Origin of the sequence: Enterococcus sp. LX10 (assembly GCF_023539285.1) — a bacterium.
In the GTDB taxonomy this organism is placed as follows: domain Bacteria; phylum Bacillota; class Bacilli; order Lactobacillales; family Enterococcaceae; genus Enterococcus; species Enterococcus faecalis.
Genome location: NZ_CP092784.1, coordinates 416743 through 433361, shown reverse-complemented (window position 1 = coordinate 433361; position 16619 = coordinate 416743). Strand labels below are relative to the sequence as shown.

General features: G+C 37.4%; 17 protein-coding genes. 5 read left to right on the top strand and 12 right to left on the bottom strand.

Going from position 1 to position 16619, the window contains the following annotated elements; all coding sequences use genetic code 11:
- Positions 1-101: 101 nt before the first annotated feature.
- From MKZ30_RS02165 to MKZ30_RS02155, 3 genes are all read right to left on the bottom strand, one after another.
- The gene (locus tag MKZ30_RS02165; protein WP_002355543.1) at positions 102-1676 is read right to left on the bottom strand and encodes a peptide chain release factor 3; all 1575 of its coding nucleotides are present in this window, start codon (positions 1674-1676) and stop codon (positions 102-104) included.
- A gap of 173 nt (positions 1677-1849) precedes the next feature.
- Positions 1850-3229 (bottom strand): hemolysin family protein, encoded by a 1380-nt coding sequence (locus tag MKZ30_RS02160; RefSeq protein WP_002363168.1) that lies wholly within the window; start codon positions 3227-3229, stop codon positions 1850-1852.
- A gap of 174 nt (positions 3230-3403) precedes the next feature.
- A complete protein-coding gene (locus tag MKZ30_RS02155) occupies positions 3404-4618 on the bottom strand; it encodes an AI-2E family transporter (RefSeq protein ID WP_002384914.1) in 1215 nt (404 codons plus the stop codon).
- A gap of 75 nt (positions 4619-4693) precedes the next feature.
- On the opposite strand from MKZ30_RS02155, the gene MKZ30_RS02150 reads away from it, so the two are divergent.
- Positions 4694-5125: a GNAT family N-acetyltransferase gene (locus MKZ30_RS02150; protein WP_002358682.1), complete on the top strand. Its 432-nt coding sequence runs from the start codon at positions 4694-4696 to the stop codon at positions 5123-5125.
- A gap of 87 nt (positions 5126-5212) precedes the next feature.
- Here the strand turns inward: MKZ30_RS02150 and bph are convergent, their stop codons facing one another.
- The 5 genes from bph to pfkB form a co-directional block, all read right to left on the bottom strand.
- Positions 5213-5746, bottom strand: a complete 534-nt coding sequence (bph, locus tag MKZ30_RS02145; RefSeq protein WP_002355538.1) for a biofilm phosphatase Bph — start codon at positions 5744-5746, stop codon at positions 5213-5215.
- Between the two features lie 188 nt (positions 5747-5934).
- Complete coding sequence (gene lacD / locus MKZ30_RS02140; protein ID WP_033600683.1) at positions 5935-6912, bottom strand: tagatose-bisphosphate aldolase; 978 nt, start codon at positions 6910-6912, stop codon at positions 5935-5937.
- Positions 6909-7370: a PTS sugar transporter subunit IIA gene (locus MKZ30_RS02135; RefSeq protein ID WP_002382981.1), complete on the bottom strand. Its 462-nt coding sequence runs from the start codon at positions 7368-7370 to the stop codon at positions 6909-6911. The genes lacD and MKZ30_RS02135 overlap by 4 nt, the downstream gene beginning before the upstream one ends.
- 26 nt (positions 7371-7396) lie before the next feature.
- Positions 7397-8815 (bottom strand): PTS fructose transporter subunit IIC, encoded by a 1419-nt coding sequence (locus MKZ30_RS02130; RefSeq protein WP_002355535.1) that lies wholly within the window; start codon positions 8813-8815, stop codon positions 7397-7399.
- Positions 8816-8819: 4 nt separating this feature from the next.
- On the bottom strand, positions 8820-9746 hold the full coding sequence (pfkB, locus tag MKZ30_RS02125) for a 1-phosphofructokinase (protein WP_033600682.1): 927 nt from the start codon (positions 9744-9746) through the stop codon (positions 8820-8822).
- A gap of 178 nt (positions 9747-9924) precedes the next feature.
- On the opposite strand from pfkB, the gene MKZ30_RS02120 reads away from it, so the two are divergent.
- Positions 9925-10671, top strand: coding sequence for a MurR/RpiR family transcriptional regulator (locus tag MKZ30_RS02120; RefSeq protein WP_002363162.1), 747 nt, complete (start codon positions 9925-9927; stop codon positions 10669-10671).
- 192 nt (positions 10672-10863) lie between these two features.
- Here MKZ30_RS02120 and trmB read toward each other — a convergent pair whose 3' ends face one another.
- The 4 genes from trmB to MKZ30_RS02100 all read right to left on the bottom strand — a co-directional run bounded on the left by trmB (position 10864) and on the right by MKZ30_RS02100 (position 14439).
- On the bottom strand, positions 10864-11508 hold the full coding sequence (gene trmB / locus MKZ30_RS02115; protein ID WP_033601287.1) for a tRNA (guanosine(46)-N7)-methyltransferase TrmB: 645 nt from the start codon (positions 11506-11508) through the stop codon (positions 10864-10866).
- A gap of 72 nt (positions 11509-11580) precedes the next feature.
- Positions 11581-12360: a phosphotransferase family protein gene (locus MKZ30_RS02110; protein WP_002355531.1), complete on the bottom strand. Its 780-nt coding sequence runs from the start codon at positions 12358-12360 to the stop codon at positions 11581-11583.
- Positions 12361-12488: 128 nt separating this feature from the next.
- A complete protein-coding gene (locus MKZ30_RS02105; protein ID WP_033601285.1) occupies positions 12489-13700 on the bottom strand; it encodes an ABC transporter permease in 1212 nt (403 codons plus the stop codon).
- Between the two features lies 1 nt (position 13701).
- The gene (locus MKZ30_RS02100) at positions 13702-14439 is read right to left on the bottom strand and encodes an ABC transporter ATP-binding protein (protein WP_002363160.1); all 738 of its coding nucleotides are present in this window, start codon (positions 14437-14439) and stop codon (positions 13702-13704) included.
- Between the two features lie 215 nt (positions 14440-14654).
- Here MKZ30_RS02100 and MKZ30_RS02095 point away from each other — a divergent pair, with 215 nt between their 5' ends.
- The 3 genes from MKZ30_RS02095 (at position 14655) to MKZ30_RS02085 (ending at position 16617) form a co-directional block, all read left to right on the top strand.
- Positions 14655-15080: an HIT family protein gene (locus MKZ30_RS02095; RefSeq protein ID WP_033601283.1), complete on the top strand. Its 426-nt coding sequence runs from the start codon at positions 14655-14657 to the stop codon at positions 15078-15080.
- Complete coding sequence (locus MKZ30_RS02090; RefSeq protein ID WP_129225989.1) at positions 15081-15425, top strand: YtxH domain-containing protein; 345 nt, start codon at positions 15081-15083, stop codon at positions 15423-15425.
- 163 nt (positions 15426-15588) lie between these two features.
- Positions 15589-16617 (top strand): peptidylprolyl isomerase, encoded by a 1029-nt coding sequence (locus MKZ30_RS02085; RefSeq protein ID WP_010816327.1) that lies wholly within the window; start codon positions 15589-15591, stop codon positions 16615-16617.
- The last annotated feature ends 2 nt before the right edge of the window (positions 16618-16619 follow it).

Sequence of the window (16619 nt, the reverse complement as noted above, 5' to 3'; positions counted from 1 at the left end):
TGCCTTATAAGAAGAAAAAGCTCAGCGCAATCATCTTGAGAATGATTGCGCCGAGCTTCAATCTTCTAAAGATTCAGCTACTGATTGATTACAAATTAATTTTACATCAAACTTTTCAGTTCAACATCTGGATATTTATCCGCAAACCAGCGTTCCGCAAATTGGTTTTCAAATAAGAACAATGGTTGGTCGAAGCGGTCCCGTGCCAAAATGTTTCGGCTAGAGCTCATGCGTTCATCTAAATCTTCTGGATTAATCCAGCGGGCAATTTTAGAACCCATTGGCGTCATTACTACTTCAGCATTGTATTCATTGGACATTCGGTATTGGAAAACTTCAAACTGCAATTGACCTACGGCGCCAATGATATATTCTTCCGTTAAATATGTTTTATATAATTGAATGGCTCCTTCTTGAACCAGTTGGTAAATTCCTTTATGGAAAGATTTTTGTTTCATCACGTTTTTGGCAGTTACTTTCATGAATAATTCAGGGGTAAATGACGGCAACTCTTCATATTGAACATTCATTTTCCCTTCATACAAAGTATCGCCAATTTGGTAATTTCCTGTGTCATACACGCCGATAATATCGCCTGCAACAGCTTCTGTGACGTTTTCGCGGGCATCCGCCATAAATTGCGTCACGTTACTTAATTTGACTTTTTTGCCTGTTCTACCTAAAGTCACGTCCATGCCTCTTTCAAAAACACCTGAACAAATTCGAACAAAGGCAATTCGATCACGATGGGCTGGGTTCATATTCGCTTGAATTTTAAAGACAAAGCCTGAAAATTCTTTTTCGTAAGGACTTACTTCGCCACCCTCTTCTGTTTTATGCGCATGTGGCGCAGGCGCAAATTGTAAGAAGGTTTCTAAAAATGTTTGAACCCCAAAGTTTGTCAAAGCAGAACCGAAGAAGACTGGCGTTTGATCACCACGAGCGATTTTTTCCTCGCTAAATTCATCGCCTGCTTCTACCAATAACTCAACATCTTCCAACACTTGTTGATAAACGCTGTTATTGTGCAATGGTAAATCGCTTGGGATATCGCCATCTTTTAAAGGAATAAAACGCTCCCCGCCATTATTTTCTGGACGATATAATTCCACACGTTCATTATAAATATCGTATAGACCTTCTAGGCCTTTTCCCATACCAATTGGCCAGTTCATTGGATAAGATTCAATATCCAATAGTTCTTCCAATTCTTCTAAAAGTTCCAATGGTTCCCGTCCGTCACGGTCCAATTTGTTAATAAAAGTAAAAATTGGAATACCACGTTTTTTAACAACTTGGAAAAGTTTTTTCGTTTGTGCTTCAATCCCTTTGGCACTGTCAATAACCATCACAGCACTATCCACGGCCATTAAGGTCCGATACGTATCCTCTGAGAAATCCTCATGCCCTGGGGTGTCCAAGATATTAATCCGTTTGTCTTGATAGTCAAATTGCATCACAGAACTCGTTACCGAAATTCCCCGTTGTTTTTCAATTTCCATCCAGTCAGATTTGGCAAAGTTCCCTGTTTTTTTCCCTTTGACTGTTCCAGCTTGGCGGATGGCGCCCCCAAATAATAATAATTGTTCAGTAATCGTTGTTTTCCCAGCATCCGGATGGGAAATAATCGCAAACGTACGGCGACTATCGACTGCTTCTTTTTGATTGATCGTCATAAAAATCTCCTTATCACTTGTGATGTTTATTTATTTATTTTCTTCAGCATAATTTTTGATTAACCTTTGCTAGTATATCATGTCAAGCCTTGAGAATAAAGAGCTGCTGTTGGCTGTTTTTTAAAAGGAAAACCTGCGACATTAGTCAAAACGACTGATGTCACAGGTTATTTTTAACGTCTTGGTTCGTCATCTTCCATTTCTTTACGGAAAAAACGACGATTTTCTTCTGGTTCTTCATCGACAGTTTCTTCATCGTAGAAATGAACGCGTAAGACTAGCAAACGTGTGCCTTCCATTTCTTCAGCAGTTAACTTAATATTGCCCACTTCAAAAGAAGGTTTTTCCCCTTCATCAGGAATGGTTCCTAATGCTGTGATTAAGTAACCTGCCATTGTATCAACATCGCTCATGTGTAAATCTGTTTCAAATACTTCATTAAATTCGTCAATTAACATGCGCCCTTGAACCAAATATTCATTGTCGGCCACTTGTGTATATAAATTTTCTACTTCATCTGTTTCATCGTCAATTTCACCAACGATTTCTTCTAGTAAATCTTCCAGTGTTGCTAAACCGACAACACCGCCATATTCATCTAGTAAAATCGCCATTTGGTTTTGTGTTCGTTTTAACTCATAAAGTAAATCATCAATAAAAATGGTTTCTGGGACAAATAATGGTTCTTGGATGATTGCGCCTAATTCAATGTTTTCAAAGCCTAAATTACGTGCAGCTTTTAGTAACGTTTTGGTATGTAAAATACCAACAATTTTATCTTTGTCTTCACTATAAACAGGAATCCGAGAATAATTTTCTCCTAAAATTAAATTGATGTTTTCTTGGACATCATCTTGGATATCAACCATGAATGCGTCTGTCCGAGGAACCATTACTTCTCGTGCCACTTTTGTATCTAATGAAAAGACACCTTGTAACATTTCTAGTTCTTCGTTTTCCAAAACACCTTCTGTTTCAAGCATGTAGCGCATTTCATCTCGTGTCATCTTCGAATCGGCATCATCGAAAGTCATTGGTGTGATTTTGGATAATAAATCGGTCGAAGCCGATAGCAACCAAACGAAGGGACGCGCGATAACTCCTAAAAAGCGGACTGCACCAGAAGTCAATTGAGCGACTTCTTCTGATTTATTCATGGCAATTCGTTTAGGATATAATTCACCAAATACAATGGAAACGTACGTTAACAACGCTAAGATAATGATACTGGCAAGACTCTTAGCTGCGGCGCCGCCACCTAATACAGGGGCCAAACGACTAGATAAAGTCTCTGCTAATGAAGCACCAGATAGGATATTAACCAAAGTAATCCCTACTTGGATTGTGGATAAAAAGTTATTGGGGTCTTGCAATACCTTAAGCAATTTTTGAGCTTTTGCGTCGCCGTCTTCCGCTTTTTGTTCCACACGATTCTTGTTAACAGATACGACTGCAATTTCCGCCGCTGCCAAAAAGGCATTGATAAACGTCAACACGACTAATAATAGAAGTTGCGCAATTAGCGACTGACTCTCAGGGTCAGCATTATTCATAATGTTCTCTCTCTCCTTAATTGTTGATAATTCCGAGGCTGTACTTTCGTACTCTTTTAACGTTCTTCCTCTTTTTATGGTTAGGCTTAGAAACAGACACAATCAGTATTATGACAGGTTATTTTCTATCCTAATCCATAAAATCATAGCACGAAAGATTAGCGGATTCAATCATTAACCGTTATTTTCTTTCGTATTTGTTTCATTCCCTAAAAGAACGGCATTGGTAACTTTTTCACTACGACCCGCTTTGACCATATCAATAACATAGTAGATAATGGTCCGGCAGATTGCGTAAAATGGGACACCGAGGAAAATACCTAGCAAACCTGCTAAATTTCCTGCTACCAATAAAATTAAAATAATCGTTAACGGATGGATTTTTAGAGATTTTCCGATAACGTTTGGATAAATAATATTTCCGTCCAATTGTTGAACCACTAGCACCACTAAACAACATAAGGCTGCTTTGACGGGTTCATTAAAGATGGTCACTAAGACAGCGGGCGCTAATCCTAGATAAGGGCCTAGATAGGGAATCAAATTCGTAAAGCCGGCAATGACACCAAATAAAAAGGCATAACGAACGCCAAGCAATGAATACCCAATAATCGTAAATGTACCGACAAATAAACATTCAATCGCTTGTCCACTAATATAACTGGATAAGGTTTGGTTCAATTGTCCTAAAAGATCCACAATATCATCTTTTCTTTTCTCAGGTAAAAAGCGTTGGATCGCTGGTACTAGCTTATCTCCATCTTTTAACATATAAAATAAAATAAATGGCGCAGTGACCAAAACAATAGTGGTTGACGCCACCGTTGATACGATTGAACCTAAGCTACTTGATAAACTACTTAAAAATTGTTGGATAATATTGGCATAAGAAATATCCATTTTTTCAATATAGCTTGTTAAATCAATTTGTTTAAAAATAGGTAACTCCGCAATCTCATAAATCCAGGTCTCCACTTGTTTAAAGAAATCCGGCATACTTGATGCTAAACTAGCTAGCTGATCTGCCAACTTAGGGATAATTGTTAATAAGATCAGAACTAATGCGATGATTAGTAATAAAAATACCAGTAAGACGGCATAAATTCGTTTCATTTTCGTCTTCATTAGTAGATTGACCACAGGATTTAGTAAATAATACAAAAAGCCTGCTACTAAGACTGGGGCAAACAACGTTGAGAAGAATGTCCCAATCGGTGCAAATAAGAAATTAATTTTCGAAGCAATAAATAATAGCATGGCCACGACAAGTAATTCAACTGACCAGAAAAATAATTTCGATTCTTTAAATCGATTAATCACAGCAGCTCCTCCTTTATTTTTATTCAATTGTTGCTGTTTTATTTTATCACACCTTCCCCCCTCAGTCATTGAGAATACTTCATTTCTAGAACTTTTTCGTGGTATAATAAAATAGAAACAGATTCTGAACTTGGGGGTTTTTCTATGCATGTAGCTCAAACAAAAGATACCATGAGTGATCTTTATTTAGATGCTGTCCGGCTTCGTCAACGCGTATTCGTAGCGGAACAAGGGGTACCAGAAGAGATGGAAATCGATGAATATGAAGCACGTTGTATTCACTTTGTTTTGTACACGGATCATGTAGCTGTCGCAACTTGTCGCTTGCTTCCACTAGAAAATGGCGTTATGAAATTACAACGAATGGCCGTTGAAAAAGCTTACCGTGGCGCCGACTATGGACGAGTGATTATGGAAGCGGCAGAAAATTTTGCCAAAGAACAAGGCTACCACAAGATTACTCTAGGCGCGCAAGTCACCGCTGTAGGCTTCTATGAACGTTTAGGTTATCAAAAAACAGGGGCACCTTTTATGGATGCTGGCATTGAACACTACGAAATGAATAAAGAACTATAACACCAATTAAATCGGAAAATTTAGAGCTTGGAGCATTAGCCATTTTGGCTAATGCTCCAAGCTCCTTTTGTGGGCTGTTTACATCGGCTATTTTTTTGATAGCTGTTGATAACGTTGATACCAGATATCTACATATTCGGGCGAGAAGGGGCCTTTTTCGTTATTAATCCAATCCACTAAAGTCTTGACATTTTCTTTTAAAATGAAGTCAATATCTTCTGGATAATCCATTAGTTTGCTATGAAATTCATATTCATCAACGTCTAGTAAACGTTTTTCACCATCTGGAAAAACCTTGATATCTAAATCATAATCAATATACTTCAATGCTTCGTCATCTAAAACATATGGCGAAGCCAGATTGCAGTAATACGAAACCCCCTTTTCTCTAATCATTGCTATTATATTGAACCAATATTTCTTGTGAAAATAAACAATGGCTGGTTCACGAGTCACCCACCGACGTCCGTCGGATTCCGTTACTAACGTGTGATCGTTCACACCAATTAAAGAATACTCGCTCGTTTTTAGTACCATCGTATCACGCCACGTTCGATGTAAATGTCCGTCATGTTTATAACTCTGAATGGTTACAAACTCGCCTTCTTTAGGAATTCCCATAATACCCCAACTTTCCCCAAATAAAGTAAAGCACTGTTACTTTTTGGGTGTTCATACATCGATATCAAAATAATTATATCATATCTTTTGAGTTTGCGTACATTGAGTTCACTTAAAGAAGACGATTTCTGAAAAAATTTAATTCAGATGACCAAATAGTTTAAATTCAGTATATATTTTCAGCTTAATTACTGAATTTTTTCAAAGACTGATACTGCGCTCTCTCTTAAAACATGATTTAATTCGTCAACATTTGTTTTACCAGTTGTTTCAAGCCACGCAACGGCTGCTTCAGAACCTTGTTGAACAAATGGAAGCACGCCGTCTGCCCAAGTTGCGCGACCACATAAGACTCCATTAAACGAGGAACCTGCTTTTTTTGCAAATTTCAATGTTTCCTGAAACATCGCAGCACTAACCCCTGCACTCAAGAAAATAAATGGAAGTTGTGTTGCTTCACTTTGCATGTTGAAAAAGGCCTGCGCTTCATCTTGGCTATAAAGACTTTCAGTGCCAAAACCTTCTACAAAATTCATATTCACAGGGACTTCTACTTTTAAAACATCAACATTATAGCGATCCTTTGAAAATTCTTTCATCGCTTCAATTACTTTGTGCGGTTTTACTTTAGCGTATTCTTTTGAATCACTATCCGAATTGTTTGCATCATAAGAGACAATTTCTAAAAAGAATGGAATTTCTTCGGCTAAACACTCTGAACCAATCCGTTCTATATAAGCTTTCTTTCGTTCATTGATTGCTTCACTTTCGTCAACATCGTAATAAAGTAAAAATTTACACGCGTCTGCGCCCGCTTCTTTTAAACGCTTAACCGACCAAACATCAAGACTATCGGGTAACCGTCCTGGTGTCGAAGCATCGTAGCCCGTTTTTTCATACGCAAGTAACAAACCTGAAGTTTGTGCTCGATTTTCAGCAGCAGCTAGGCCATATTCTGGATCCAACAAAATTGCTGAAGTCTCTGGTGTTAAGCAACGAGATACTAATACTTTAAAGTCACTGATTTCTTGCGCAGTCACCTCTTTGTATTTTCCCATCATGCGTTTTAAGGCCCCACGTTGATCAATGGCTAGTGCGCCAATAATCCCTTGATCATCTACCAGATTTTCTAAATGTTTACGTTTTTGTTCACTAATTTTTTTCATTCTGTTTCCTCTCCTAATTGATTATTTAGTAACGTAGCAATTTCAGCTGGCGAACTTGCTTGTTTCAGTCCAGAAGTAACTTCTTCTCTTAATAGGAGGCGCGCAACGGAAGAGAGTAATTTCAAATGTGTCGTGCCAGCTTCGGCATCTGGAATAAACAGCGCAATCACAAACTCCGTTAATTGGTTGTCAAGGCTCTGCCACTCAACACCTTGGTCCAAGGTAACGATGATAATGGCCGCTTGTTGAATCGTTGCTGCTTTTGCATGAGGTATCGCAAATCCATTCATCATCCCCGTTGTTCCTTCTTGTTCTCGCTCGTTCAGTTTATCGAAAACTTCCTGTGCGTCCTGAGCAACTTCCAATTCTGTTGATTTTTTTGCTAAAAAGTGAAAAACATCCTCTTGCGTTTGTAACTGTTGATTTAAAAAAATATGATTTTCTTTAATAAAAGCCATTCCATTCACTCCTAATTCCTGTTATTTCATTTTTTTGATAACGATTGCTCTTGTTTGGCGATTCTACTTTTTTGTACAAAACCTAGCAATAAACCGCCTACCAATGAACCAGCTAAAATTGCCAGAACCCATTGAACAGCGTGAGTAACAACTGGTAAAACAAGAAATCCTCCATGAGGTGCTGGCACTTGTACCCCAAACATATACGTTAGGACTGCCGCAATTGAAGATCCGAGCATCATAATTGGTAAAACCTTCAAGGGGTCTTTTGCCGCAAACGGAATAGCGCCTTCTGTAATATGTGTGGAGCCTAAAATAAAGTTCACTAGCCCCGCATTGCGTTCATTTGTGTCAAAGTATTTTCCAAAGAATAATGTAGCAAAGCCTGTAATTAAAGGTGGCGCTATGCAGGCAGCAGAAACTCCTGCCATAAAAGAAGTATTGCCTTGAGCTAAGAGTGCCGTCCCAGTAACATAGGCCGCTTTATTAACTGGACCTCCCATATCAAAGGCACACATACAACCCACAATAATTCCTAAAACCAACGGACTGGAGTTTTGGAAACTAGCTAAAAAGCTCATCATTCCTTCGTTAACAGCTTTCATCGGATCTGCTAATAAAGACATAGTGATACCAATAACTGCAACGCCAATGACTGGATAAAGGAAAATTGCTTTTAAACCATCTAATGATTTAGGCAAACCTTTAAATACTCTTTGTAATAAAAGAATGAAATACCCAGCAAGGAAACCAGATAATATCCCTCCTAAAAAGCCAGTACCACCAGTGTTAGCAATCAAACCACCGACAAAGCCCACAACTAAACCAGGTCGTTTCGCAATCCCCTCTGCGATATACGCAGATAAGATTGGCACCATCATTCCCATTGAGGCATCACCAATACTTTTTAACATAGCAGCGGTAGCATTATACTGACTACTTTCTGGATCAAATGAATAAATGCCCCAAATAGCAAAAGAAAGAGCAATTAAAACGCCTCCTGCTACTACAAACGGCAACATGTGAGAGACGCCATTCATTAAGTTTTTATAAATACTATGTCCAACATTTCCTGAAGAAATTTGTGTCTCCTGTTCAAGTTCGTCCACTGCTTGGTTTTCGGCCGCAATCGATCCTTTGCCTGCGAGTGCTTCTTCAATTAAGCGATCTGCTTCTTTAATCCCCACACTGACAGGGACATCAATGATTCGTTTCCCAGCAAAACGTTCTGCTTGAACGTCTTTGTCGGCGGCAATAATGACTGCCTCCGCTCCTTGGATTTCTGCAGGTGTTAACTCGTTTTCTATACCAATCTGACCATGTGTTTCAACCTTAATCGTAATACCTTTACGTTTCGCAGCTTGTTCCAATGCCTCCTGTGCCATATACGTGTGCGCTATTCCCGTCGGACAACCTGTAGCAGCTATTAATTGATACGTAGCCATCTGTTTATTCCTCCTCTTGAATCTTTATTTGTTGCTCTAACTCCTGAACATCTGAAAAATCTGTCAATCCTTTGCGAAATGCTGTTGAACTACCTGCTGCAATACTTCTTTTTAAATTTTTTTCCAATGATAGTCCTTGATGCCAACCAGCTAAAAAGGTACCTAACATTGCATCCCCTGAACAAGCTGTATTCACAACCATTCCAGTTGGTGAATTACCTGAAAGAACCTTTTCATTGTTCATAAATAAAGCCCCTTCACTACCTAAAGAAAGTAAAATATTTTTGGCTCCCCGCTTCAGTAATTCTTGTCCGTAAAAAATGTAATCATCCTTAGTCTGCACTTTTGCATGAAACCACTCTTGAAGTTCTTCTTCATTTGGTTTCAATAAAAATGGTTGATAAGGCAAACAATCTAAAATTTCTTCATAACTACTGTCTAAAATTAAGAACACATGCTTTTCAAAACAAATTCGGCTAATTTCAATCAAAATACTTGGCGAAACCCCTTGTGGTAAACTTCCTGATACGCACAAATAATCCCCTTTACGTAACTCTGAAATTTTTTTCAAAAAACGTTGTACATGTTCTTCAGATAATTTTGGTCCTTTATTGACTAATTTGTATTCCTTTTGATCTTGGGTAACTTTTGTAAACACATTGATTCTCGTTGTGCCAGTGACTTCGATAAAATCAGTGGTTATCTCTTTTTCTTTTAAATAATCTTCGACATAGTTCCCAGTGAAACCAGCTTTGACTCCCAAAGCGGTATTATCAATCCCTAACATCTTTAAAATTAGGGAAACATTGACTCCTTTCCCGTTTGCTTGAATATCATCTTCCTTCGTGCGATTCACGACAAAAGGAACTAGCTCTTCTGTTTCGATAAATAAATCAATGGCTAAATTTAATGTACATGTATAAATGGTCACTGTAGTTCCTCCTTTCTCCTCTTTATTATGTCTCAAAATACCATGTAAAGGTTTTCATTCTTTCGCAAAAATATAGAAAACATTTACAATTTCATAATTCCTCTAGCTTTTTTATTTTTTTTCATTAAAAATAGGCTTATAAATGTTTTTTTAGTGAAAGAAAGAAGGGCTGGCCATTATGGAACAAAAATTGAGTGAGTCAGAGCAATATCTCTGGCATTTTATCGAAACACATATTTTAGAAATCCCTGATTATTCCATTGTAAAATTAAGCGAACGAGCCAACGTATCAACTGCGACGATTGTAAGAACCATGAAAAAGAAAGGCTATGAAGGTTTCACATCCTTCAAGCATCACTTGAAAGATAAAGAAAACCAAAATATAAATTTTTCAGCATTAGAAAAAGTAGACCGAGGAATTCGGACAGCCATTTTAAAGAATGAAGAAGAAGTAACTCGTACGATTAACATGATTGAAATTGGTAATATCGAAGATGCGATCCAAAAAATCAAGGCTTCTCGACGGATTATTATCTTTGCTAGAGGTTTTTCAGAATTAATTGCTCAGGAAATGATGGTTAAGTTTCAATTGGCTGGCAAATACTGTGAGCTGCATACGGACCCAGAAATTATTAAAAATATTAGTAAAAAGTTATCAAAAAAAGATGTGGCTCTTTTTGTTTCTTTAAACGGAGAAACTCAAGAATTAGTTGTCGCTGGTAAAAACTGTTACGACTCAGAAATTGGGACTATCCTTTTAACTGCAAGCAAACACTCTAGTTTAATGAAATATATTGAAATTCCGTTCGTGGGCTTCAAATCAGAAGGCTCCTTTTTCCCCGATTATGAAGTGCGTTCACGGTTACCACTATCCATTCTGGCAAGAATTTTATTGGATGCCTATGCTCTAAGAACGACAACTTAGGCTTTCTTAAATAATAAAAAAAGCGTGGGACAAAAATCACTTTGGATTTTTGCTCCACGCTCAAAAACTGATAAACGGCGGGAACAGAACCAACTCCTTCGGAAATAAGCCGAAATTCTCCAAAAATTAAAGAGCAATTTTTGGAAATTTCTTCTTATTTCTCGGAGCTAAACGGTTCTGTCCCGACCTCTTTTATTTTGCAACAAAACGTGCTTCTACTCGATAAATTCGTTGACCACGACTAGAAAATTTTTCTTCGTATTCTGTCATAATGTTGCCTTCAAACTCGCTATTATGCAAATCTAGCCATACACGTTCAATAATCATGCCATATTTAGAAAAGCTACTTAATGAGTATTCGAAGAGCCCTTGATTATCCGTTTTAAAATGAATTTCTCCATTTGGTTTTAAAATAATTTCATCTGTCGCTAAAAAGTTTTTATACGTTAAACGACGTTTTTCATGTTTTTTCTTTGGCCAAGGATCTGAAAAATTTAAATAGATTAAATCTACTTCATTTTCAGCAAAATATTCTGTTAATGCTTCGCCGTCTACTCGCAATAACTGTAGATTAGGTAACGGCTTGGCCACTAGCTTATCTAATGCAATCGATAAAATACTTAATTGCATATCGATACCAATATAATTAATTTCAGGATGTGCTTTAGCCATTTCATAAATAAAACGACCTTTACCTGAACCAATTTCAATGTGGATGGGATGATTATTGCCAAAACGTTCTTGCCATTTCCCTTGCCATTTTTCAGGACCTTCTACCACATATTGTGGATATTTTGCCATATATTCTGCTGCTCCGGGTCTATTTCTTACACGCATATTTAAAATTCCTTTCTTTTAAAAACAGACTGGTGAAATTCGCCAGCCTGTGTGGATGTTAAATGAATTAGTTTAACTACTAAACATTCGTTTTAATTGTAAAATTTCTGCAGTCATTGCTCTTCTTTCGCCCTCTTGGTGATGACGAACAATCTCTTGTAAAAAGCTAAATAAACCATACCAATAAATTCGTTGAACTGTACTTTCATTAGGAATTAAACCATAAGATAGTAACCATTGATTCCAACCGGAACGAGGCACATAATGACTCAAAATCATTCCTAAATCTACCGCTGGGTCCGCGACCATCACAGAATCCCAATCTACTAAATAGAGATAATTATTCGAGACTAACCAATTCCGATGATTCACATCGCCGTGGACAGCCACATAGCTAGTTTCTGGATATTCTGGTAAATGATTATATAAATAAGTGATTACTTCTTTTAAATAACTGTTTCGTTTTAATTCTTTAGGTAGTTGACGCTTATACTCTTTCAACATTGTTAGCGGGGTACAAACTTCGCCACCAATTTTTTTCAACATGTCTTTCAGCAAATTAGAATGATGCAATTGGTATAACACGTCAATCACGTCATTGCGTTTGCCAATTTCGTCCGCATGTAATAAACGTCCTTCCAGCCATTCTTGGGCTGTTAGTACGTCGCCATTCGCTGTCCGCTTTGTCCAAATCATCTTCGGGGCTAACCCTTCTTTAGACAATGCTGCAAGAAGTGGAGAAGTGTTTCGTTTAATGAACACTTTCTCTGTTTCTTTTATTCCCATGTATGTTTGACCAGTTGCGCCCTTTATCGGCTGCAGACGCCAGTCTTTATCCAACTGAAATTCCATGGAAATTATCTCCTATCTCAACACAATTTTATTGCAATTTTTACAGCAATTACCATTTTAGTCGCCAAACCTTGCTTCGTCAAGCTTCTATATGGTTCTTTTGTAAATTTTGCTGGGTTTTCTCATCTTTATAACTTATTCAAGCGCATTGGAACATACATTTTAGTGAAAATCACAACTTCTACAATTAAGGCACCCAGAATGAGCAAGCTATTTTGCAAATTGCCTAAACGAAGGCAGACAATCCCACCAAAAATAATGGCCGCAACAGACAATGCGCCGCCAATTAACCGGCGAATTGCTGCTTGTTTTTTTTCTATTGAAATTGGATATAGCTGTGTCATCACCATATAATCAAATTGCGTGTACATGGGAATCGACTGGAACCCGATTAAATAGACAAACAATAAAGCAACTACCAACGCAATCCAGAATTCTTGTAAAAAGAAGAGTAGCACGCCACCAACCAAAATTAAGCGAAACAATAGGCCACTATATTCGCTACCTCGTAAAAAGCTCCGAATGAATAAGTAAGCATACGTGTTCTCAGATGTTTTTTTGACTACTCCGAGGAGAGGATCTAAGTATTTACGACGTTTTACTGTACTACTCACTTCAGGAATATCTGTAAACAACTGAATGAATTTATAAATTCTATGCATTCTGTTTTGTTCTTTTTGGATCATTTTTTCCCAATCCAAGAAACTCTGTTTCATCTTATTTTGCCAAATACTCGATAAACAAACGACCAGAATGATGCTACCAATCACACCAACCCAAGGCGTCCAGTAAATGGCTCCCGTCATAATCAAGAGACTACTGATCAACCAAACGAACCACCAACTACGGTAAGTGGTTGACGAAAGATGATAGAGCCCGTAGCTTTGTAAACTAAGATGTGTATAAATCATACAAACTAGCATGACCAAAAATAAAAAGAAGGTTTGAAACGACCAACCCGTTGTGACTACAATCAACGGCATCAATAGGCCACTTCCTAGAAAGCTGACCACAATCGGTAAAATTAAAGAGTAGCGCAGCGCCCGTTTCAGATAAGCAGCGAATTGTTTTTCTTTTGGTAATAAAAACACCTTGTCGGGCTCTTCTGTCAAAGTAGCCAACTTACCAACTTGAATGAGTAGCAACCAGCTCAACAGAATTAACGGTCTGCCCCAAACAAAATCACGAGGTAATTCTTTTAACAACTGGGAATAGTACAGACCTAATCCGCCTAATAAAAACATACAGACTAAAACAAAATGATCATTTAAAATATAGCGCAAGTACTTGGACATTTTTTTGAAATGCCGTGACAAACGTTGACTAAAAAATTCGCCCATGTTACCCCACCTTTTCTTCCTTCGTCAAGGCAAGATAAATATCATCTAAAGAAGACTCTGGTAAATTAAATTCTGCACGTAATTCAGCCATTGTACCGTTTGCCCGTAATTTTCCTTCGTGTAGCACCACAAAGCGATCACAATATTTTTCAGCTGTTGCTAAAATATGCGTGGACATTAAAATCGCTGCCCCTTGCTTACGCATCGTATCCATTAATTCTAATAAAGCATGAATTGCTAAAGGATCTAAGCCTAGAAAAGGTTCATCAATAATATATAAACTCGGTTCAATTAAGAATGCACAAAGTACCATGACTTTTTGTTTCATGCCTTTTGAAAAATTAGCAGGAAACCATTCCAATTTATTGTCTAAACGGAACGTTTTTAGTAATGGTTCTGCTCGTTTGAATGCTTCTTCTAATGGAATATCATAAGCCAAGGCCGTTACTTCGATATGCTCTTTCAATGTTAATTCTTCATATAAAGAAGGTGTTTCCGGAATATACCCGATTTTTTTGCGATATTCTTCAGGGGCTTGCTGCAATGTTTCCCCGTCAATCATAATTTTGCCTTTTTGCGGCGTAAGTAACCCAATAATATTTTTGATGGTGGTGCTTTTCCCCGCACCATTCAAGCCGATTAAACCAACCATTTCACCAGACTTGACGTCAAAATTAATATCTTTTAAGACAGGAATATGGCCGTAACCTCCTGTTAAATGTTCAATTGTTAAGCTCATTTCTTTTGCCTCCAACCTTTTCTCTCTACCATTATTAAACCCTAAGCGAACCAAGAATTCAAAAATTACTCCCTTAATTAAATGGATTTTTTTCTTTCTCTTATTATACACGAAATGAAACGAACTTTTTAGCGAACTCACGTACTTTTTCATCCACAGAGAAATCAACTTGTGGTAAAGTAAAGGAAAGAACCTAGAGAAAAGAGGAATTTTTCATGAATGATTGTATTTTTTGTAAAATTATCAACGGCGAAATCCCAAGTTACAAAGTCTATGAAGACGAGAAAGTCTACGCGTTTTTAGACATCACACAAGTGACCAAAGGACATACCTTAATGATTCCAAAACAACACGTTGCTGATATTTTTGAATATAATGACGTTTTAGCAAGCGACGTCTTTGCTCGTATTCCTAAAGTAGCACGAGCATTAGAAAAAGCTTTTCCAGAAATGAAAGGATTAAACATTTTAAATAACAATAAGGAAGTGGCTTATCAATCCGTTTTCCATTCCCACGTTCATTTGATTCCCCGTTATTCAAAAGAAGATGATTTCTCTATTCATTTTGGCAACCATCAAGAGGACTATTCCGCCGAAGCGATGCAAGAAATTGCTGAGACCATTGCAAAGCAGGTGAACTAAATGAAAAAATTTATTAAAGGCCTCTTTTTTGGCGCAGCTGCCGGTACCATCGGCGGTTTGTTGGCTGCTCCAAGAAGCGGGAAAGAAACACGCCAACATTTAATCAATGAGCTAGAAGATTATCGTTCACTGAAAAATCAAGTCACGAATGACTGGGATCAGGTGCAACGAAATTTGGCAGTTGTCGAAAAAAACGTTCCACTGGCAACTGAATTTTCAAAAGACCTGCAACAAGAAATCACTGATTTCAAATTCCAATCGGAACCTCGGATTGCTCAAATTAAAGAACAAATTGCCAAAATCACGGCTGAATTACCTGACACACAAACTAACAAGCAAAAGTAAAGTCTTTGATGTTAATTATTTCTTTTGTTATTAAAAAAATAAAAAGTGTGACGTAAATACGAATTTTGTTTGAAACTATGCCTGAGACTCTTTCTTTTTCAAAATGAGGTATGGTATAGTTATAACAGAAATAAAACTAAAAAAAACAGGAGTGCATAAGAGAATGAAGAAAAAACTAATCTTAGCTGCAGCGGGCGCAATGGCCGTTTTTAGTTTAGCAGCGTGTTCAAGCGGTTCAAAAGATATCGCAACAATGAAAGGTTCAACAATTACTGTTGATGATTTTTATAACCAAATTAAAGGGCAAAGTACTAGCCAACAAGCGTTTAGCCAAATGGTTATCTATAAAGTCTTTGAAGATAAATATGGTAATAAAGTCACTGATAAAGATGTTCAAAAGAAATTTGATGATGCTAAAGAACAAATGGAAGCACAAGGTGCAAAATTCACTGATGCTTTAAAACAATACGGCTTAACTGAAAAAGATTTCAAAAAACAATTAAAACAAACTGCTGCTTTCCAAGAAGGTATGAAAGCACATCTTAAAATTACAGATGAAGACTTAAAAACAGCTTGGGCAAGCTTCCATCCAGAAGTAGAAGCACAAATTATCCAAGTTGCTTCAGAAGATGATGCAAAAGCTGTCAAGAAAGAAATCACTGACGGCGGCGATTTCGCAAAAATTGCCAAAGACAAATCAACCGATGCTGCAACGAAAAAAGACGGCGGTAAAATTAAATTTGATTCACAATCAACAACTGTTCCTGCCGAAGTTAAAGAAGCAGCCTTCAAACTAAAAGATGGCGAAGTATCAGAACCAATTGCTGCAACAAACGCACAAACGTACCAAACAACTTACTATGTAGTGAAAATGACGAAAAACAAAGCAAAAGGCAATGACATGAAACCTTATGAAAAAGAGATCAAGAAAATTGCTGAAGAGACAAAATTAGCCGATCAAACATTCCAAGCAAAAGTTATTAGTGACGAATTAAAAGCGGCCAATGTGAAAATTAAAGATGATGCCTTCAAGAACGCTTTAGCAGGCTACATGCAAACTGAATCTTCAAGCGCTTCTTCAGAGAAAAAAGAATCAAAATCAAGTGATTCTAAAACAAGTGATACCAAAACAAGCGACTCTGAAAAAGCAACAGATTCTTCAAGCAAAACAACAGAATCTTCTTCTAAATAAGT

What these genes read in the sequence shown, in the direction of transcription:
- MKZ30_RS02165 (WP_002355543.1), bottom strand. Translation starts at nt 1,676, where the DNA reads ATGACGATCAATCAAAAAGAAGCAGTCGATAGTCGCCGTACGTTTGCG.
- MKZ30_RS02160 (WP_002363168.1), bottom strand. Translation starts at nt 3,229, where the DNA reads ATGAATAATGCTGACCCTGAGAGTCAGTCGCTAATTGCGCAACTTCTA.
- MKZ30_RS02155 (WP_002384914.1), bottom strand. Translation starts at nt 4,618, where the DNA reads ATGACTGAGGGGGGAAGGTGTGATAAAATAAAACAGCAACAATTGAAT.
- MKZ30_RS02150 (WP_002358682.1), top strand. Translation starts at nt 4,694, where the DNA reads ATGCATGTAGCTCAAACAAAAGATACCATGAGTGATCTTTATTTAGAT.
- bph (WP_002355538.1), bottom strand. Translation starts at nt 5,746, where the DNA reads ATGGGAATTCCTAAAGAAGGCGAGTTTGTAACCATTCAGAGTTATAAA.
- lacD (WP_033600683.1), bottom strand. Translation starts at nt 6,912, where the DNA reads ATGAAAAAAATTAGTGAACAAAAACGTAAACATTTAGAAAATCTGGTA.
- MKZ30_RS02135 (WP_002382981.1), bottom strand. Translation starts at nt 7,370, where the DNA reads ATGGCTTTTATTAAAGAAAATCATATTTTTTTAAATCAACAGTTACAA.
- MKZ30_RS02130 (WP_002355535.1), bottom strand. Translation starts at nt 8,815, where the DNA reads ATGGCTACGTATCAATTAATAGCTGCTACAGGTTGTCCGACGGGAATA.
- MKZ30_RS02120 (WP_002363162.1), top strand. Translation starts at nt 9,925, where the DNA reads ATGGAACAAAAATTGAGTGAGTCAGAGCAATATCTCTGGCATTTTATC.
- trmB (WP_033601287.1), bottom strand. Translation starts at nt 11,508, where the DNA reads ATGCGTGTAAGAAATAGACCCGGAGCAGCAGAATATATGGCAAAATAT.
- MKZ30_RS02110 (WP_002355531.1), bottom strand. Translation starts at nt 12,360, where the DNA reads ATGGAATTTCAGTTGGATAAAGACTGGCGTCTGCAGCCGATAAAGGGC.
- MKZ30_RS02105 (WP_033601285.1), bottom strand. Translation starts at nt 13,700, where the DNA reads ATGGGCGAATTTTTTAGTCAACGTTTGTCACGGCATTTCAAAAAAATG.
- MKZ30_RS02100 (WP_002363160.1), bottom strand. Translation starts at nt 14,439, where the DNA reads ATGAGCTTAACAATTGAACATTTAACAGGAGGTTACGGCCATATTCCT.
- MKZ30_RS02095 (WP_033601283.1), top strand. Translation starts at nt 14,655, where the DNA reads ATGAATGATTGTATTTTTTGTAAAATTATCAACGGCGAAATCCCAAGT.
- MKZ30_RS02090 (WP_129225989.1), top strand. Translation starts at nt 15,081, where the DNA reads ATGAAAAAATTTATTAAAGGCCTCTTTTTTGGCGCAGCTGCCGGTACC.
- MKZ30_RS02085 (WP_010816327.1), top strand. Translation starts at nt 15,589, where the DNA reads ATGAAGAAAAAACTAATCTTAGCTGCAGCGGGCGCAATGGCCGTTTTT.